Source organism: Prevotella aff. ruminicola Tc2-24, from assembly GCF_900110895.1.
GTDB lineage: Bacteria > Bacteroidota > Bacteroidia > Bacteroidales > Bacteroidaceae > Prevotella.
On sequence record NZ_FOIQ01000002.1, the window covers coordinates 215,568 to 230,603 of the forward strand.

The following is a 15,036-nucleotide window of genomic DNA, read 5'->3' on the forward strand; positions in this document are numbered from 1 at the left end:
TGTTCCGTCTGTTCAATGATGCAAATATACAAAAATAATTGAGAAACCTCCAAATAACACTGCAAAATTTACCCCCATGACACCTAACTCAGTATCATGGGGGAGCTCATGTTCAAATAATTTCTCTATGTCTTACCACTTCACAAAGAAGACACGCGGATTGATGTTGAGGGATATCCAGGCCCAGTCCTGCCATGATCCACGATTGCCGCCTTTCACGATATCCATCGACTTCGACCCTTTCATGACCGAGTAACCACCCATCAACGTCACGTCTTTCATCAGTGTCGTCGTAAACTGCAGATCGATTTCATGCCCCAGCTCTCTCTCGTCCAGGCAGTCGCTCGCTGTTGTAAAGTAGTGATAGTTCAGTAACATCTTTGTCTTCTTCGAAGCTTGATAGTCGACACTAAGCTGCAAATCCCCAAGACCAGGTTCAAATCCATTCACAAAAGCATTGGCATAGAAATAGTCCATAAAACCATAGAACAGGTGGTGAGAGCCATAGAGCGGATTAAAGGTACGCGTCCTGTCGTCATAATTCTTGTACAGTGTTACGTTCCCCATACGGTCAGTAGAGCCTCCTACGTAATCCTCACCTTCCAGATAGTCTATTCCCAGCGACACCTTCCACTTTGAATCGACCTGATAACCAGCCTTCACGCTGGCCATACATGTTGAGACCTTCAAGTCGGCAGCATTGTACCCCATCTGATAATAGAACGATCCATGCAGATCCCATGCATTGGGCTTATAAGTTATATCAGTACCGAGCGTCTGCATATACTTTGTCTTACCATGTTTAGGTTCGCCCTGCTCGTAGCCTGTGTTCAAGGCCAGCAACGAGATGCCCAGCGGTGCTTTAGGCGACTGATAATGATACCATAATCCCTGCATAGCCTTGTAAGGCATCACGTGCTCGTAATAATCTCCACGTCTTACCCCATTTTGATTCAAGGCAAGTATCATGTCCAACTTATTGGCTCCTTTCTCATAGCCCAACCGCAAAGCGTCGTGCCAGTTGCCGTTGACGTTCCAGTCGGAGCTGCCGAGTATACGCTCATCGTCATAGACCAACTGCTGTCGTCCGATCTGTGCGTACCCGTTTTCGCCAATGTTCAGTTTTGCCCATGCCTCATTCATCGTCATACGGCCATTAGCCGTGTTCATGCCATCCAGTCCCCAGAATCCTGTATGCTGTGCCGAGACCTTCAGTTCTATGGCACCACGCTGATAATCCATGGAGATCCGTGCACGCTCATTGATAAATGTGGCAGGCGACTGCCCCTCGCTACGAGGATAACCTGCTCCGTTATTATATTCGCCACGAGTGCGAAGTTGTGCATCAATCGTAAACTGGTTCTCTTCTTGGGCCACTGTCGACATCGCGGACATGAGTATACCCAGAGTCATCATCATTTTCTTCATCTTCTCAATTTTTAAAACGAGGTGCAAAGGTACTACTTTCTAAACACAAATTACAAGCCTATACGTTTTTTCTTTGTCAGAATTTGTAATTATTCCTAAAAAACACGTATCTTTGCACCTGCATTATAGAGATGCAAATATTAATCAATCAAAAACACTAAAACTTATGAAGAGTATTTCCAAGACCATTAAGGTCGGAGCATTGGTAGCAGCTTTACCTTTGTTCCTCACGTCGTGTGCAACCATCGTTTCAGGCGGCGATCCCAGCATTACTATTAACGGAACCGTGACAGAACCTGTTACCATCACAACAGAGAAACAGACGTATCCAAACGTCACTCTGCCCGCTGTAGTAAAAGTTAATCGTCACCACTTAGACGGACAGCATGTCAAAATCACATCAGAGAACTTCCTTTTCAACGATATCATTCTGGAAAAGAAAGTTAATCCCTGGGCTTTTGGAAACATCATCTTGGGTGGTTTGATTGGTTGGGGTGTTGACCTTGGTACAAACTGTGTCAGCCAACCATTGCAAAAACAGTTTACTGTTATTCCTCTGCCCAAACAGTCGAATGAAGCCGTGAAAGAAGAGGAAAACGCCAAGTAATTGCATTTTATAAGAATACTGGGATGCTAAGCAAGAAACTCGCTTGGCATCCTTTTTTTTATTGATTATCTGCGAAAAGGCATCACAGCGACATTTCCGTAATAAATGTCTGGTTATTAGCTTGATACCTATATGATACTTGGTTGGAAGGTGTCATTTCCAGCGTATGCCTTATCACCTCTAACAGTAAAACAACTTGTTTTACCTTTAAAGGAAGCATCTCTATCACACGTAAACCCTATCTCCAAGACAGTAAAACAAGTTGTTTTACTTCTTTGATAGACGTCTGCTTCACCCGTTACACCCGTTTCTTAGGAGTCTTCGACCTTAATACACGATCAACACTACCCGCTTCTAACAGACAGCGCTCCGCCTCTTCATAGGAGAGGCCAAGCGAGTCCTGAATCATCCGCACGCCCCGATCCACAAGCTTCGCATTGGTCAGTTGCATCTTCACCATACGGTTACCTTCGACACGACCAAGACGAATCATCAGTGAAGTGGAAATCATGTTGAGTACCATCTTCTGCGCTGTTCCGCTCTTCATACGACTGGAGCCCGTCACGAACTCAGGCCCCACGATGGTCTCGATGGCATGATCGGCCGCAGCTGCCAACGGACTACCGGGATTACTGGTGATACAACCCGTCAGCAATCCATGCTTCCTGGCCTCGCTGACCGCCCCGATGACATAGGGTGTCGTACCCGACGCCGCAATGCCTATCACGGTGTCGTCGACAGTAGGCTGGTATGCCTCAAGGTCTCGCCAGCCCTGTTCCGGGATGTCCTCGGCCTTCTCGACAGCATGGCGCAAGGCCTCATCGCCACCAGCTATGATGCCCACGACCCACTGCTCAGGAACGCCATACGTAGGTGGCAGCTCACTGGCGTCGAGCACACCAAGCCGGCCACTGGTACCGGCTCCGACATAGAAGAGTCTTCCCCCTCGTTTCAGCCGCGGCTCAATGGCCTCTACCAATACCTCTATCTGAGGAATTGCCTTTTTCACTGCCTCCGCCACTAGCGCATCCTCCTCGTTGATATGCGCCAGCAACTCGCCTATCGACATCTGTTCCAGATGATCATAGCGCGACGACTGTTCTGTAATTGTCTCCATCTATCCTTCTAAATCCGTTCGATGGTGCAAATATAGCAACTTTTTATCATGTTTCACAAGATTATCTGAGAAAAAACAGACTAACTCCAAGAACAGAAATGACAGCACCGAGTACTGCCCGCCATGTGATTTTCTCGTGAAAGAGCCAATAAGAGGGCAAAAGAATGATTATAGGCGTCATCGCCATGAGCGTGGAAGCGATACCTGCTGCCGTATATTGCACAGCCATCAGCGAAAAACCGACACCAACAAAAGGACCGAAGATGGTGGTAGCCGTCGCAACAGAAAGTCCTTTCCTATCACGCATCGCCTCCCGTAAAGGAGCCATTCCATCACGGAAATAAAGCAGCAATGAAAAACCAATAATACCAGCGATACAGCGATAGAAATTGGCACTGAAAGGCACAAGCCATTCTGGCACACTCGCTACCGTCTCGTAGTGATCCATTCCGATTTTGCTCAATACGAGCCCTACACCTTGACACACAGCGGCTCCAACAGCAAAGAGCACGCCATTAAGGGGCAGTTTCAACGACACCTTATGATGTTCTCCACGTCCAAGCACAGAGATCGCTATACCCAAAAGAGTCACCAACATGGCTCCGACGCTCATTGCTGTCATCTGCTGACCCAGTGTCACCCATGCCATCAAGGCTGCAGACAACGGAGCAAGCGTCATAAAGAGCTGTCCATAACGTGAGCCGATAATGATATAACACTGAAACAGGCAGAAGTCACCTATCACATATCCTACAAGTCCTGACAACAGCATCCAGACAGATGCCTCTGCTGATGCACCTGGTGGCAGCACACTGCCTGTCACCACGCCAAAGAGCACAAGCGAAAAAAGAAGCGCCAGTCCCATACGTAGCACATTCAGCGTCAGATTACCCAGCCGCTTTGATCCAAACTCACTTAACAACGCGGTAGCCGTCCACGAAAACGCCACGCCAATAGATATCAATTCGCCAATATAAGCCATTATCTATTATTCTGAAAACTACTGATGATTGTGCAAAGGTACAAAGTTTTTTCATGATTTCTTTGTAAATACGCATAGAAAGTTGCAGAAATATCATACCTTTGCACCTGTCAATACAATATAACTATTATCAAGCACAAAAATGAAAGAGATCTACTTAGCAGGAGGATGCTTCTGGGGCACAGAGCATTACTTCAAACAGATTCATGGCGTCGTCAACACGGAAGTAGGATTCGCTAACGGAGAAACAGAGAATCCCACCTACAAAGAGGTATATACGGACCAAACGGGTTATGCCGAGACCGTACATGTCATATACGACGAGCAGATCGTTGATCTGGAGTTCCTTCTTAATATGTTCTTCAAAGCGATTGATCCTGTAAGCCTTAACAAACAAGGGCATGACGAGGGTACCCGCTATCGCACTGGCGTCTATTATATTACTGACGATCAGTTGCCGATTATAAACAAAGTGTTTGCTGAGCAACAGGCACAACTCTCCCAGCCCATCGCTGTAGAGTGCCAACCGCTGAAAAACTTCTACACCGCCGAAGAATACCATCAAGACTATCTCGACAAGAATCCTAACGGCTACTGTCATCTGCCAACCGCTCTCTTCGAGTTTGCACGACAGGCCAGATCTTGATCCTTATTTCAGTTTCTTACCATAGTAGTAGACACTGAACGATGTCTTATGATACCCTCTGTGCGGCTCTTGGATGTCTCTATCCATGTTAGCATGCCCGTGATGATCCCTAGATTCCTTCAGCCGAAATGATGAAGGATCAATATATTCGAGTATTCGTCCGTTCATATACACGAACATAGTCGATCTCATAGCGCATCGGGAAAGCCCCATCGTCTATCGTTCCACCGTTGTCGCCACCCAGGGCGAGGTTCAGCAGGATATACTGAGGACTGTTAAAAGGGTTCTTATAATGCCCTATTGACCCATTGACCGTGGAAGCGAGAGGCACCTCGTTGAGCAACTCGTCGTCCAGATAGAGCCGGATATAAGTCTCGTCCCAATCCATGCGCCATACATGGAAGTGTTGCGCCCAGTTGGGATCACGTTCGATGAAATGGGCATAATCCACACGTTTGCTGTTCCACACAGCCTGATAACGCTGATCGTTGCCCCAAGCCACATTTGCCAGGATATGGGGGACCCCCTTGATACGATAATACTCCATAAGGTCGATCTCGCCACACGACGGCCATTCCATCCCGCTGCCCAGCGTCCAGATGGCAGGCCACGCGCCGCCAGCCGTAGGGATGCGTGCGCACACCTCCAAACGACCATAGAGGAACGCATACTTCCCCTTCGTTGTGAGACAGGCCGAGGTATAGTCGATGGTCTGACGCTGCTGGCCCCAGTGAGTCGCATCAGGACGATAGGTGGGATTGGGGCGCTCTTCGCGCCGCGCCTCGATGACGAGGACCCCATCTTGCTGGTAGGCGTTCTGCCACTGATACCACTGCGCCTCATGGTTACGTACGAAACCCTGTTCATAGTTCCATATCGTAGAGTCGGGGCGACCATTGCCATCGAACTCATCACTCCACGCCAGTCGCCACTCCTGTGCTGATAACTGGGTAGCACAAAGCAATACCGATAAAATCGTAGTTTTCCTCACCTTATATAGTTTTTCTCCTTCGTCTTAAACGATTTCGTGACAAAGGTACGTCGTTTTTCCGACATGCCCAAATTAATGGCCGATTTTCGTTCTACTTGATGGGCATGGCCTTCCCCCCCCATCAAGTCACTGTCCCTTGATTACTTCTGCAGGATCTGTTCCGCATGCTCTTTGGTCTTCACCTGCTTACCAGCGAAGATCTGTTCGATGATGCCCTCCTCGTTGATCACGAAGGTGGTACGGATAGTGCCCATCGTCTTCTTGCCATACATCGTCTTCTCGCCCCAGGCACCCATCGCCTCCATCAGCCTTCTGTCAACATCAGCAATCAGCGGAAAGGGCAACGAATGCTTCTCCTTGAACTTCACATGCGAGGCGGCAGAATCCTTACTCACGCCTACGATCTCATACCCCTGAGCCTGTAGATCGCCATAATGGTCTCTCAGACTACAAGCCTCGGCCGTACAACCGCTGGTATTATCCTTCGGATAGAAATACAGCACCAGCTTACGACCGCGATAATCACTCAGACGGATATCCCGTCCCTGTTCGTCCTTGCCCAGAATCTCGGGCGCCTTGTCTCCAATAGTCATGATTGTCTGTAATGAGGATTATTCGTTTATTATATATTATTCGTTTCCATATATCTCCTCTACTGATTTCTTTGCAGATTGATGACTTATATACACTGCCATAAAAGCAATCATAACCACATTCTGTGATGTTTCTCTTATCACGATAATGACTGGCCTATTGTATCAATTACAAAGAAGTGACATCCAAACATACTTATTTTGTTTACATCTCATCCATGGGAACAAATTCTGTAGAGTTATCCTCGGCATGGTATATAATGTACCCATCTAAAGCTGTACTCAGAATGTGATTTTCTTTTAATCCGCCCCTGTAAAGTAAGAAATTACATACATCTGTAGGAGTGATATAAGGGTTATCACGAAGATGGCTATGAACTACGGATTTAATTTGTTGTCCTTCAACATCCACCGTCTTAATAGCTATCAGTGAATTGTGGTATTTTCTGAAACACAATGCATTACCATTATTATCAAAATCAATAGAGTAATCATTTCCAAAAGGAATTGTGTTTGGCTGTACAGTGCCTTGAAGTATATAGAGTCGTATTAGATTATCATTGATACGTACGAAGTCAAAATTCGGATTACCACATTTTTCGTTATACTTTATTTCACCTCCATAGTTCTCGAAGGCGTTTTTTATCATGATATTTTTAATCCTAGCTTGAGCCCGTTCCGTTTCTGTTATTGGACGTTTTTCGTACGATATAGTATTTGTTCTATTGACATGGTTATATTTCAACTCAAAGACGCAATTCTTAATGTCCTTATCAAAGAAAGTGGCACTCCATGTACTATCTGTGGGTTGCCAGATAAGATTCTCGCCCAGATCGTCACGACTATAGTGAGCCAAGACAGAATCTGTTGACATCCAGTTAATCGTTTCTGCAATGTAAAGATTATACCCTTCTGCGCATATACTATCGTTTGTAGCTTGAATGATTTCTGCTTCTGGGCGTTTTATTTTTTTCTTTTTCTTGTCTTTCTTTTTTTGATCAGCACGCTCAGTTTTCTTTTCTTTTTCCACATACTTCTTTACATACTCTACGAAGTTATGTTCGGTGACAGTGTCCTTGAACCAGCCAAAGTTGAGATGACTCATATCGCTACTAACACCACAAAACATCCAAGGTTTGTCGCTGCTTCTGCCAGAAACATCTATACTCAGTTCCAGCGTGAAATATTGCACCGTGCGCTGCTTGCGGTCTATCACAGCTGCAGCATATTTACATAGCGGAGGTCTCTGAGGTTCAGGCATCCTATAAACAATGATATCAATATCATTAGGTTGAGGATACACCTGTGCCGACACCTCAGCCCAATCCCATTCATAATGGCTGATAAACATTCCACCCAAATACAACTTCCATTCAGTTATATCTGTTAACATTGTGTCGTCGTATTCGCCTTTTTTCCAATCAAAAAGTATCCTAGGTATCCAGCGGAACTGGAACTCATAAGTTTGCATCGTGTCACCGCGCTCTATGATATCACTGTAATATGAAGCCGCCTCGCCCAGTTCTTTATTATCCTTTAGACTATTTAAAAGACGTAACGCTTCTGCTTTGTTTTGCTCCGTACCCCAGCCATTAAAGTAGTATTTAGCAAGTATAAACCTTGCACCTTCGTGCTGTTGGGCTGCTAGTGATACCCATTCGAATGCTTTCTTTATGTCTTGCTCTACTCCATGACCATGTTCATAGAGTATTCCCATATTCAGTTGCGCCACAGGATAGCCGCCTTCGGCAGACTTTTGGTAGTAAGCCACCGCCTTCTTCAAATCAGCAGCCACACCATATCCATACTCATAAGCTTGTCCGACACGCTCCATCGCAGAAATGTTACCTTGTTCGGCCGAACGCATAAACCAGCGGAATGACTCGTCCTGGTTCTTTTCTACACTGATGCCAGCTTCATAGCACACACCGAGCATCAACTGTCCGTAACGATTGCCCTTTTCAGCAGCATCACGAATCATTGAGTAGGCCTTTGTATAGTCTACTTCAACCCTTTCTCCACTAATGTATTCTATGGCCAAATCTACCTGAACATTCAGATTTCCCAGTGCCATAGAATCTTCCATCTCCTTAATAGTCATTTTCTGCTGACTATAAGAGGACTGTGCAATCATACACGTAAAAAGAAAGACAAACAGCCTATTCAAACTATTCAACCTCTTTAATCCATTCAAGATTTTTCTTGTCATCATAATCGTTGGTTTATTGATTCTGTTACAAAGTTATCTATTTATTTGAAATCCTCCATATATAATACACGAAAATGGTATAAATGATTATGCTTTGCAATCCTTATCTCATCCATCCTTCAACACGGTACACCTTCTCCAGAAGTTTCCGTTCCTGTTTTGTTGTACCGTTCCTGTACCACACCTCAACCCGAGCAGCATAATAATCTCCCCAATCGCCTTCGTAGATATGGAATTCTTTTTTTTCTACCATTCTCGTGAACGATTTCGTTGAATCTATACAAACTTTGCTACTTTCTTCTAGTTCGTCTTCCGATAATGGGATGTTTTCTGTTACCTCGAAACATCGAAGAAAAACTTCTCCTGCTGGTAATGGACCATAATAAAAATCATACTTATATACTCCACCTTGAAAACTATTCCATACAACTAGATAGTTATTGGTATCTATACTGTCTATAGGTGCCGTTGAACACGAATCATCCACAAGGGGCAAGTTGCATTCTAATCCATCAGGAATCGGATGGTCTTTTCCGAATCCATCAGGACTTTCCATTGCTAAGAATGAAAGAGGGAACCCCAGAACACATACGACCAAAATGGTCGCCAAGAAGGAAAAGAAGGACCTCTTCCATTGCTTATTGATAAGTAGAATGACCCATGATATCGGCAGTGCTATCAGTACGATAAGTATAAGAACGCTTACTGTGCTTTCAATTACCATCGATGATTTCATAGATTGTATCATCAACATATACATTAAGCAAGCCACAATCATTAAGCACGCTAGCAGGATAGGTAATATATACCAATATTTTAATAGTCTTTTCATATATTACAATTATTCTTTTCTTACAATGACATTGCAAATATATGACTTTTATTTTTATTAATTGTCTTGTAAAGGAAAAAAATGGTTTACTTCTTCTAGAAATGGACGGGAATCTCGGGCGCCTTGTCTCCAATAGTCATGATTGTCTTTTTATTAGTTATTGATTACGCCAATGCTTAAGCATCGATAGATGAGAGTCATAAAGACTGCGACGTTCGGATTCGGACTGATTGTCGGGGTTGGGCATATGACTGACAAGAAAGTCGAGCAATGAGTCCTTGTCCTTATAAACAAAGTTGCCATCTGCATAGCACCATTTACAATAGTCTTCGTTGAAACTACCATCCACCTCATGACTAATCATTGCGTCATCCGATAAAGGCATTCCGCAGCATTGGCAGTACAATGTCTGAGGTGAGCCGAGCAGCGTATTGATTGATATCCCAAACTCTCTTGACAATGTCTTCAACTGTTCTGTATCCGGCTGCGTCTCTCCATTTTCCCACCGGCTTACGGCTTGGCGACTTACATAGATCCGTTCAGCTAACTGTTCTTGTGTCAGGTTGTTCTTCTCTCGAATGTTTCTTATAATCTCTTTTGTCTCCATAAAAACTGTTTAATTGATTTGACGGTGCAAAGATACAACAAAGAACAATGCCTGTCAAGAAACAGAAAGTTGCATATTCTTAATTCATGTTAAGTTAGAGATCATATCTGTTGATTAGCGGTCAAAGGCCCATGGCTTGTCAACAAAAAGAGCGCCGCAGTTGTCTGTTCTGCGGCGCTCTTTATATAAAGGTTACCGAAGCCGAGCTCGTCCTTCTTGGATTGATTCCTATCTCAGTTTCTTACCTCTATAATAGGTGTTGAGGCTGTCTTCTGCATAACCGTTACTTGTATATCTGAACGTTGAGGCAAAAGCTCCTTCCACCTTCTCACCATAGTAGTAGACACTGAAGGCATCTTTGGCATAACCTCCTCCCAACACTTCGAAGCTAGAACATGTGGCACCTTTTATCTTTTCACCAAGAAAGAATACACTGAAGGAATCCTTGGCATAACCATAGTCCAATTCGACAAACTGGCTGGACACAGCATCGATTTTCTTATCGCCGTAATAGACACTGAATGATGTTTTATGATACCCTTTGTACGGCTCTTGGATGTCTCTATCCGTGTTAGCATGCCCGTGCCGATGCCTAGATTCCTTCAGTCGGAATGATGAAGGATCAACATACTCGAGTATTCGCCCGTTCATATACACGTGATGACGATCCTTGGCATAGCCGAATCCTAGATCAACAAAACTACGGATATCTGCATGTATCACCATCTCGCCGCCAAAATACACACGGTCTCGGTCAACCTCATACCGTTGGGCATAGCTCGTTAAAGTCCATCCCATCATTGCCATCACAAGACAAATCCTGAATAAAAAATTTACCTGTTTCATCATCTATAAGAGTTATATGATTTATTCACTGATCTTTCTTCTGCATTTCAAATTCTATGACCTCATCATCATATTTGCATATTTTGCCAGTAGCTGCATCTACAATGAACCCAGGCCAGAAGAGAATATTAAGAAGCGAAACAAAATTGAATGTAGGCACAACACTTACATATGTTCTCTCATAGCCATCTTTCTTTATATACAGATGTTTAGAATTCAGGCCTTTCCTTAGCTTAATAGTTGCCATCCCGTCTGCGTCTAACTTCCCTAATTTCCTTGACCCATCATAGATAGTGGCATCACTTTCGCCTGCAAATACAATATCTTGATGAGAAGAAGTAAATAGCGTAGCGCAAGAAGAGAAGCATAATGCTGATGTTAAGATTAAAGAGATTGATATAAGTTTTTCTTTCATAATTGTGAATAATTGAATGATTTGTGATAGCACAAAGATAAGTAATATCTGAACAAATAAAAAAGGGAAAACCCTAATATTTCATAGGAATTCCCTATAAGTTATCGAAAGACTTCATAAGAAGTCCAAATGAAAGCCCCTACAGAGCGTTTGGCGCTCCATAGGGGCTTATCGTGTAAATATTAATCAGCTAACTTAGCCTTGATCATCTCGCGGTTCAGGCGAGCGATATTGGCGATGGTCTCGTTCTTCGGGCAGACAGCCTCGCAGGCGCGAGTGTTGGTGCAGTTACCAAAGCCGAGCTCGTCCATCTTGGCAATCATGTTCTTCACACGACGGGCAGCCTCTACACGGCCCTGCGGAAGCAGAGCGAGCTGAGATACCTTAGACGATACGAAGAGCATGGCAGAGCCGTTCTTACATGCTGCTACGCAGGCGCCACAGCCGATGCAAGAAGCGCAGTCCATAGCCTCGTCGGCATCTTCCTTAGGAATAAGGATAGCGTTAGCATCCTGAGCCTGTCCTGTGCGGATGGTGGTGTAACCACCAGCCTGGATGATCTTATCGAAGGCGTTGCGGTCTACCATACAGTCCTTGATCACGGGGAAAGCCGCCGAGCGCCAAGGCTCTACAGTGATAACATCGCCGTCGTTGAAGCGGCGCATGTAGAGCTGACAGGTGGTGGCACCACGCTCAGTGAGTCCGTGAGGTGTACCGTTGATATAAAGCGAGCACATACCGCAGATACCCTCGCGGCAGTCGTGGTCGAACACGAAGGGCTCCTTGCCTTCGTTGATGAGCTCCTCGTTCAGGATGTCAAGCATCTCGAGGAAAGAGGTGTCATCGGGAATATCGTGCATCTCGTGGGTGTCGAAATGTCCCTGGTCCTTGGGGCCGTTCTGGCGCCAGAACTTTATTGTAAATGAAATATTCTTTGCCATAATTTCAAATCCTTACTTAGTTCTTATAGTTACGGGTTTGTACCTTGATTGCCTCATACTCCAGCGGCTCCTTAGAGAGCTCAGGCTCCACGCCCTTGCCTTTATACTCCCAGCAGCCTACATAGAAGTAGTTCTCGTCGTCGCGCTTAGCCTCGCCTTCCTCGGTCTGGTACTCCTCGCGGAAGTGACCACCGCAGGACTCGTTACGAGAGAGAGCGTCGAAGGCCACAAGCTGACCCATGGTGAAGAAGTCGCGCAGGTGGATAGCCTTGTCGAGCTCGACATTCATGCCTTCCTTCGTGCCAGGAACGAAGAGGTTGGTATCGAACTCCTTCTCAAGCTCGTGCATCTTCTTCAGACCTTCCTTCAGGCCCTCAGCGGTGCGACCCATACCTACATACTCCCACATGATGTGACCCAGCTCCTTGTGGATAGAGTCGACAGAGCGCTTACCCTTGATGTTCATCAGACGGTCGATCTCGGCAGCAACGCCCTTCTCGGCCTCCTCGAACTCAGGCAGATCGGTAGAAACCTTGCCCCAGATAGACTGGTCGGCCAGGTAGTTCTGGATGGTGTAAGGCAGCACGAAGTAACCATCGGCCAGACCCTGCATCAGCGCAGAAGCACCCAGACGGTTAGCACCGTGGTCAGAGAAGTTACACTCACCGATAGCGAACAGGCCAGGGATGGTGGTCTGCAGCTCGTAGTCTACCCAGATACCACCCATGGTGTAGTGGATAGCGGGATAGATCATCATCGGCTTGTAGTACTTCACACCGTTAATCTCGTTGGCCACATCGCCAGGGAACACGTCGGTGATCTCCTCATACATCTCGAAGAGGTTACCATAACGCTGCATGATCACGTCGATACCCAGACGGTTGATAGACTCAGAGAAGTCGAGGAACACAGCCAGACCCGTGTTGTTCACGCCGAAGCCCTTGTCGCAACGCTCCTTAGCGGCACGAGAGGCCACGTCGCGAGGAACGAGGTTTCCGAAGGCAGGATAACGGCGCTCCAGATAGTAGTCGCGGTCCTCCTCAGGAATCTCCCAACCCTGCTTGGTACCAGCCTGCAGAGCCTTGGCATCCTCAATATTCTTCGGCACCCAGATACGACCGTCGTTACGCAGCGACTCAGACATCAGCGTCAGCTTAGACTGCTTGTCACCATGGACGGGGATACAGGTGGGGTGAATCTGAACATATGAAGGGTTGGCGAACATGGCACCCTTACGATAGCACTGAACGGCAGCGGTGCAGTTACAACCCATAGCGTTGGTAGAGAGGAAGTAGGTGTTTCCGTAACCACCAGTAGCGATAACGACGGCATTGGCGCTGAAACGCTCCAGCTCACCAGTAACGAGGTTCTTGGCGATGATACCACGGGCACGGCCGTCGACAATCACCACATCCTCCATCTCGTAACGGGTGTAGAGCTTCACCTTACCAGCCTGGACCTGACAGCTCAGTGAAGAGTAGGCGCCCAACAGCAGCTGCTGACCTGTCTGACCCTTGGCATAGAATGTACGAGACACCTGAGCACCACCGAATGAACGGTTGGCCAGCATACCACCGTACTCACGAGCGAAGGGAACACCCTGAGCCACGCACTGGTCGATAATATTGTTTGAAACCTCAGCCAGACGATACACGTTGGCCTCGCGAGCACGATAGTCACCACCCTTCACGGTGTCGTAGAACAGACGATAGACAGAGTCACCATCGTTCTGATAGCACTTGGCGGCGTTGATACCACCCTGGGCAGCGATTGAGTGAGCGCGACGGGGAGAGTCCTGGATACACAGGTTAATCACATTGAAGCCCATCTCACCGAGTGAAGCGGCTGCAGAGGCACCAGCCAGACCGGTACCAACCACGATCACGTCGAGCTTCAGCTTGTTCTTCGGGTTGACGAGACGCTGATGAGCCTTATATTCCTTCCATTTCTCAGGTACTGGACCTGCGGGAATCTTAGAATCTAATACTTTTGCCATAATCTTTTTCAAAATTTAAGATTGAAAAAATAAATAATTAAAGTTTAGCAGAGGCTCGGAGCGCACTTGAATGCGAAAGCCAGAACAACAATCAGGAAACAGATCATCAGCAGGGTCACATAGATGAAGCCGATCACCTTCCAACGGCAGAGCCATGTCTTACCGCTCCATCCAAGTGTCTGAAGGGCTGACCAGAAGCCGTGTGTGAGGTGGAACCAGATTGCCACGAACCAAACGATGTACAGAACCACAAATACAGGATTAGCGAATGTCTCCTTAATCCATGCAAAACCATCGGCAGGATCGATCTGCTGGTATGTGCCCACCAGCTCGGCGAACATCATGTTGTACCAGAAGTTGTACAGGTGCAGCAGCAGGCCAATCACGATGATCAGACCCAACACGAGCATGTTCTTGGAAGCCCACTCCACCTTACCTGCATTCACTGTTGTTGCCACTTCATAGCGATTGTCTCCGCGGGCCTTACGGTTCTGCGCCGTCAGGATGAAAGCGTAGACAATGTGAATCACTGCCAGAGCAGCCAGACCAAGCGTTGCTACAACAGCATACCAGTTGGCACCCAGGAATTCGCAAATCATGTTGTATCCCTCTTCCGAGAACAGCGCTACCACGTTCATGCAACCATGGAAGGTCAAAAACAGGATGAGCGCAATGCCCGTCACAGACATTACAACTTTTCTACCAATTGATGAATTGATTAACCACATAAGTTGTTGAAATTTAATAATTTATTAAAATTGTATTTTTTCTTGATAATTTACATTATAATCTCAGTCTCTTATGTCAAGAAGGTCTTCTTATACCT

General features: G+C 46.1%; 15 protein-coding genes. 2 read left to right on the plus strand and 13 right to left on the minus strand.

The window, feature by feature from the left end; translation table 11 throughout:
- Positions 1–132: 132 nt before the first annotated feature.
- Positions 133–1,428, minus strand: coding sequence for an alginate export family protein (locus BMY63_RS05195; RefSeq protein ID WP_091915177.1), 1,296 nt, complete (start codon positions 1,426–1,428; stop codon positions 133–135).
- 166 nt (positions 1,429–1,594) lie between these two features.
- Here BMY63_RS05195 and BMY63_RS05200 point away from each other — a divergent pair, with 166 nt between their 5' ends.
- Positions 1,595–2,035 carry a hypothetical protein gene (locus BMY63_RS05200; protein WP_143065722.1) on the plus strand — a complete coding sequence of 147 codons (441 nt, stop codon included), beginning with the start codon at positions 1,595–1,597 and terminating at the stop codon, positions 2,033–2,035.
- 298 nt (positions 2,036–2,333) lie between these two features.
- Here BMY63_RS05200 and murQ read toward each other — a convergent pair whose 3' ends face one another.
- Positions 2,334–3,152, minus strand: coding sequence for an N-acetylmuramic acid 6-phosphate etherase (gene murQ, locus BMY63_RS05205; protein WP_091915179.1), 819 nt, complete (start codon positions 3,150–3,152; stop codon positions 2,334–2,336).
- 61 nt (positions 3,153–3,213) lie between these two features.
- Positions 3,214–4,134, minus strand: coding sequence for a DMT family transporter (locus tag BMY63_RS05210; protein ID WP_091900307.1), 921 nt, complete (start codon positions 4,132–4,134; stop codon positions 3,214–3,216).
- Between the two features lie 142 nt (positions 4,135–4,276).
- Here BMY63_RS05210 and msrA point away from each other — a divergent pair, with 142 nt between their 5' ends.
- Complete coding sequence (gene msrA, locus BMY63_RS05215) at positions 4,277–4,780, plus strand: peptide-methionine (S)-S-oxide reductase MsrA (RefSeq protein ID WP_091900306.1); 504 nt, start codon at positions 4,277–4,279, stop codon at positions 4,778–4,780.
- A 139-nt stretch (positions 4,781–4,919) separates the two neighbouring features.
- On the opposite strand, the gene BMY63_RS05220 is transcribed toward msrA, so the two are convergent.
- The 10 genes from BMY63_RS05220 to BMY63_RS05265 all read right to left on the minus strand — a co-directional run bounded on the left by BMY63_RS05220 (position 4,920) and on the right by BMY63_RS05265 (position 14,938).
- Entirely contained in the window at positions 4,920–5,771 is an 852-nt protein-coding gene (locus tag BMY63_RS05220) for a glycoside hydrolase family 16 protein (RefSeq protein WP_091915181.1), read from the minus strand.
- 140 nt (positions 5,772–5,911) lie between these two features.
- The gene (gene bcp, locus BMY63_RS05225; RefSeq protein WP_091900304.1) at positions 5,912–6,364 is read right to left on the minus strand and encodes a thioredoxin-dependent thiol peroxidase; all 453 of its coding nucleotides are present in this window, start codon (positions 6,362–6,364) and stop codon (positions 5,912–5,914) included.
- A 205-nt stretch (positions 6,365–6,569) separates the two neighbouring features.
- Complete coding sequence (locus BMY63_RS05230) at positions 6,570–8,576, minus strand: tetratricopeptide repeat protein (protein ID WP_091900303.1); 2,007 nt, start codon at positions 8,574–8,576, stop codon at positions 6,570–6,572.
- Positions 8,577–8,676: 100 nt separating this feature from the next.
- Positions 8,677–9,405, minus strand: coding sequence for a hypothetical protein (locus BMY63_RS05235; RefSeq protein WP_091915183.1), 729 nt, complete (start codon positions 9,403–9,405; stop codon positions 8,677–8,679).
- Positions 9,406–9,562: 157 nt separating this feature from the next.
- Positions 9,563–10,012 carry a zinc ribbon domain-containing protein gene (locus tag BMY63_RS05240; RefSeq protein ID WP_091900301.1) on the minus strand — a complete coding sequence of 150 codons (450 nt, stop codon included), beginning with the start codon at positions 10,010–10,012 and terminating at the stop codon, positions 9,563–9,565.
- 228 nt (positions 10,013–10,240) lie between these two features.
- Positions 10,241–10,810, minus strand: a complete 570-nt coding sequence (locus BMY63_RS05245; RefSeq protein WP_256218946.1) for a DKNYY domain-containing protein — start codon at positions 10,808–10,810, stop codon at positions 10,241–10,243.
- Positions 10,811–10,883: 73 nt separating this feature from the next.
- Entirely contained in the window at positions 10,884–11,273 is a 390-nt protein-coding gene (locus tag BMY63_RS05250) for a hypothetical protein (protein ID WP_091915184.1), read from the minus strand.
- A 182-nt stretch (positions 11,274–11,455) separates the two neighbouring features.
- Positions 11,456–12,214: a succinate dehydrogenase/fumarate reductase iron-sulfur subunit gene (locus BMY63_RS05255; protein ID WP_091841399.1), complete on the minus strand. Its 759-nt coding sequence runs from the start codon at positions 12,212–12,214 to the stop codon at positions 11,456–11,458.
- Positions 12,215–12,230: 16 nt separating this feature from the next.
- Positions 12,231–14,210: a fumarate reductase/succinate dehydrogenase flavoprotein subunit gene (locus BMY63_RS05260; RefSeq protein WP_091915186.1), complete on the minus strand. Its 1,980-nt coding sequence runs from the start codon at positions 14,208–14,210 to the stop codon at positions 12,231–12,233.
- Between the two features lie 44 nt (positions 14,211–14,254).
- Positions 14,255–14,938 carry a succinate dehydrogenase cytochrome b subunit gene (locus tag BMY63_RS05265; protein ID WP_091900297.1) on the minus strand — a complete coding sequence of 228 codons (684 nt, stop codon included), beginning with the start codon at positions 14,936–14,938 and terminating at the stop codon, positions 14,255–14,257.
- Positions 14,939–15,036: the final 98 nt, after the last annotated feature.

Bases quoted from the DNA above. Each gene is read 5' to 3' on its own strand.
- BMY63_RS05195 (WP_091915177.1), bottom strand. From the start codon at position 1,428: ATGAAGAAAATGATGATGACTCTGGGTATACTCATGTCCGCGATGTCG.
- BMY63_RS05200 (WP_143065722.1), top strand. From the start codon at position 1,595: ATGAAGAGTATTTCCAAGACCATTAAGGTCGGAGCATTGGTAGCAGCT.
- murQ (WP_091915179.1), bottom strand. From the start codon at position 3,152: ATGGAGACAATTACAGAACAGTCGTCGCGCTATGATCATCTGGAACAG.
- BMY63_RS05210 (WP_091900307.1), bottom strand. From the start codon at position 4,134: ATGGCTTATATTGGCGAATTGATATCTATTGGCGTGGCGTTTTCGTGG.
- msrA (WP_091900306.1), top strand. From the start codon at position 4,277: ATGAAAGAGATCTACTTAGCAGGAGGATGCTTCTGGGGCACAGAGCAT.
- bcp (WP_091900304.1), bottom strand. From the start codon at position 6,364: ATGACTATTGGAGACAAGGCGCCCGAGATTCTGGGCAAGGACGAACAG.
- BMY63_RS05230 (WP_091900303.1), bottom strand. From the start codon at position 8,576: ATGATGACAAGAAAAATCTTGAATGGATTAAAGAGGTTGAATAGTTTG.
- BMY63_RS05235 (WP_091915183.1), bottom strand. From the start codon at position 9,405: ATGAAAAGACTATTAAAATATTGGTATATATTACCTATCCTGCTAGCG.
- BMY63_RS05240 (WP_091900301.1), bottom strand. From the start codon at position 10,012: ATGGAGACAAAAGAGATTATAAGAAACATTCGAGAGAAGAACAACCTG.
- BMY63_RS05245 (WP_256218946.1), bottom strand. From the start codon at position 10,810: ATGGGATGGACTTTAACGAGCTATGCCCAACGGTATGAGGTTGACCGA.
- BMY63_RS05250 (WP_091915184.1), bottom strand. From the start codon at position 11,273: ATGAAAGAAAAACTTATATCAATCTCTTTAATCTTAACATCAGCATTA.
- BMY63_RS05255 (WP_091841399.1), bottom strand. From the start codon at position 12,214: ATGGCAAAGAATATTTCATTTACAATAAAGTTCTGGCGCCAGAACGGC.
- BMY63_RS05260 (WP_091915186.1), bottom strand. From the start codon at position 14,210: ATGGCAAAAGTATTAGATTCTAAGATTCCCGCAGGTCCAGTACCTGAG.
- BMY63_RS05265 (WP_091900297.1), bottom strand. From the start codon at position 14,938: ATGTGGTTAATCAATTCATCAATTGGTAGAAAAGTTGTAATGTCTGTG.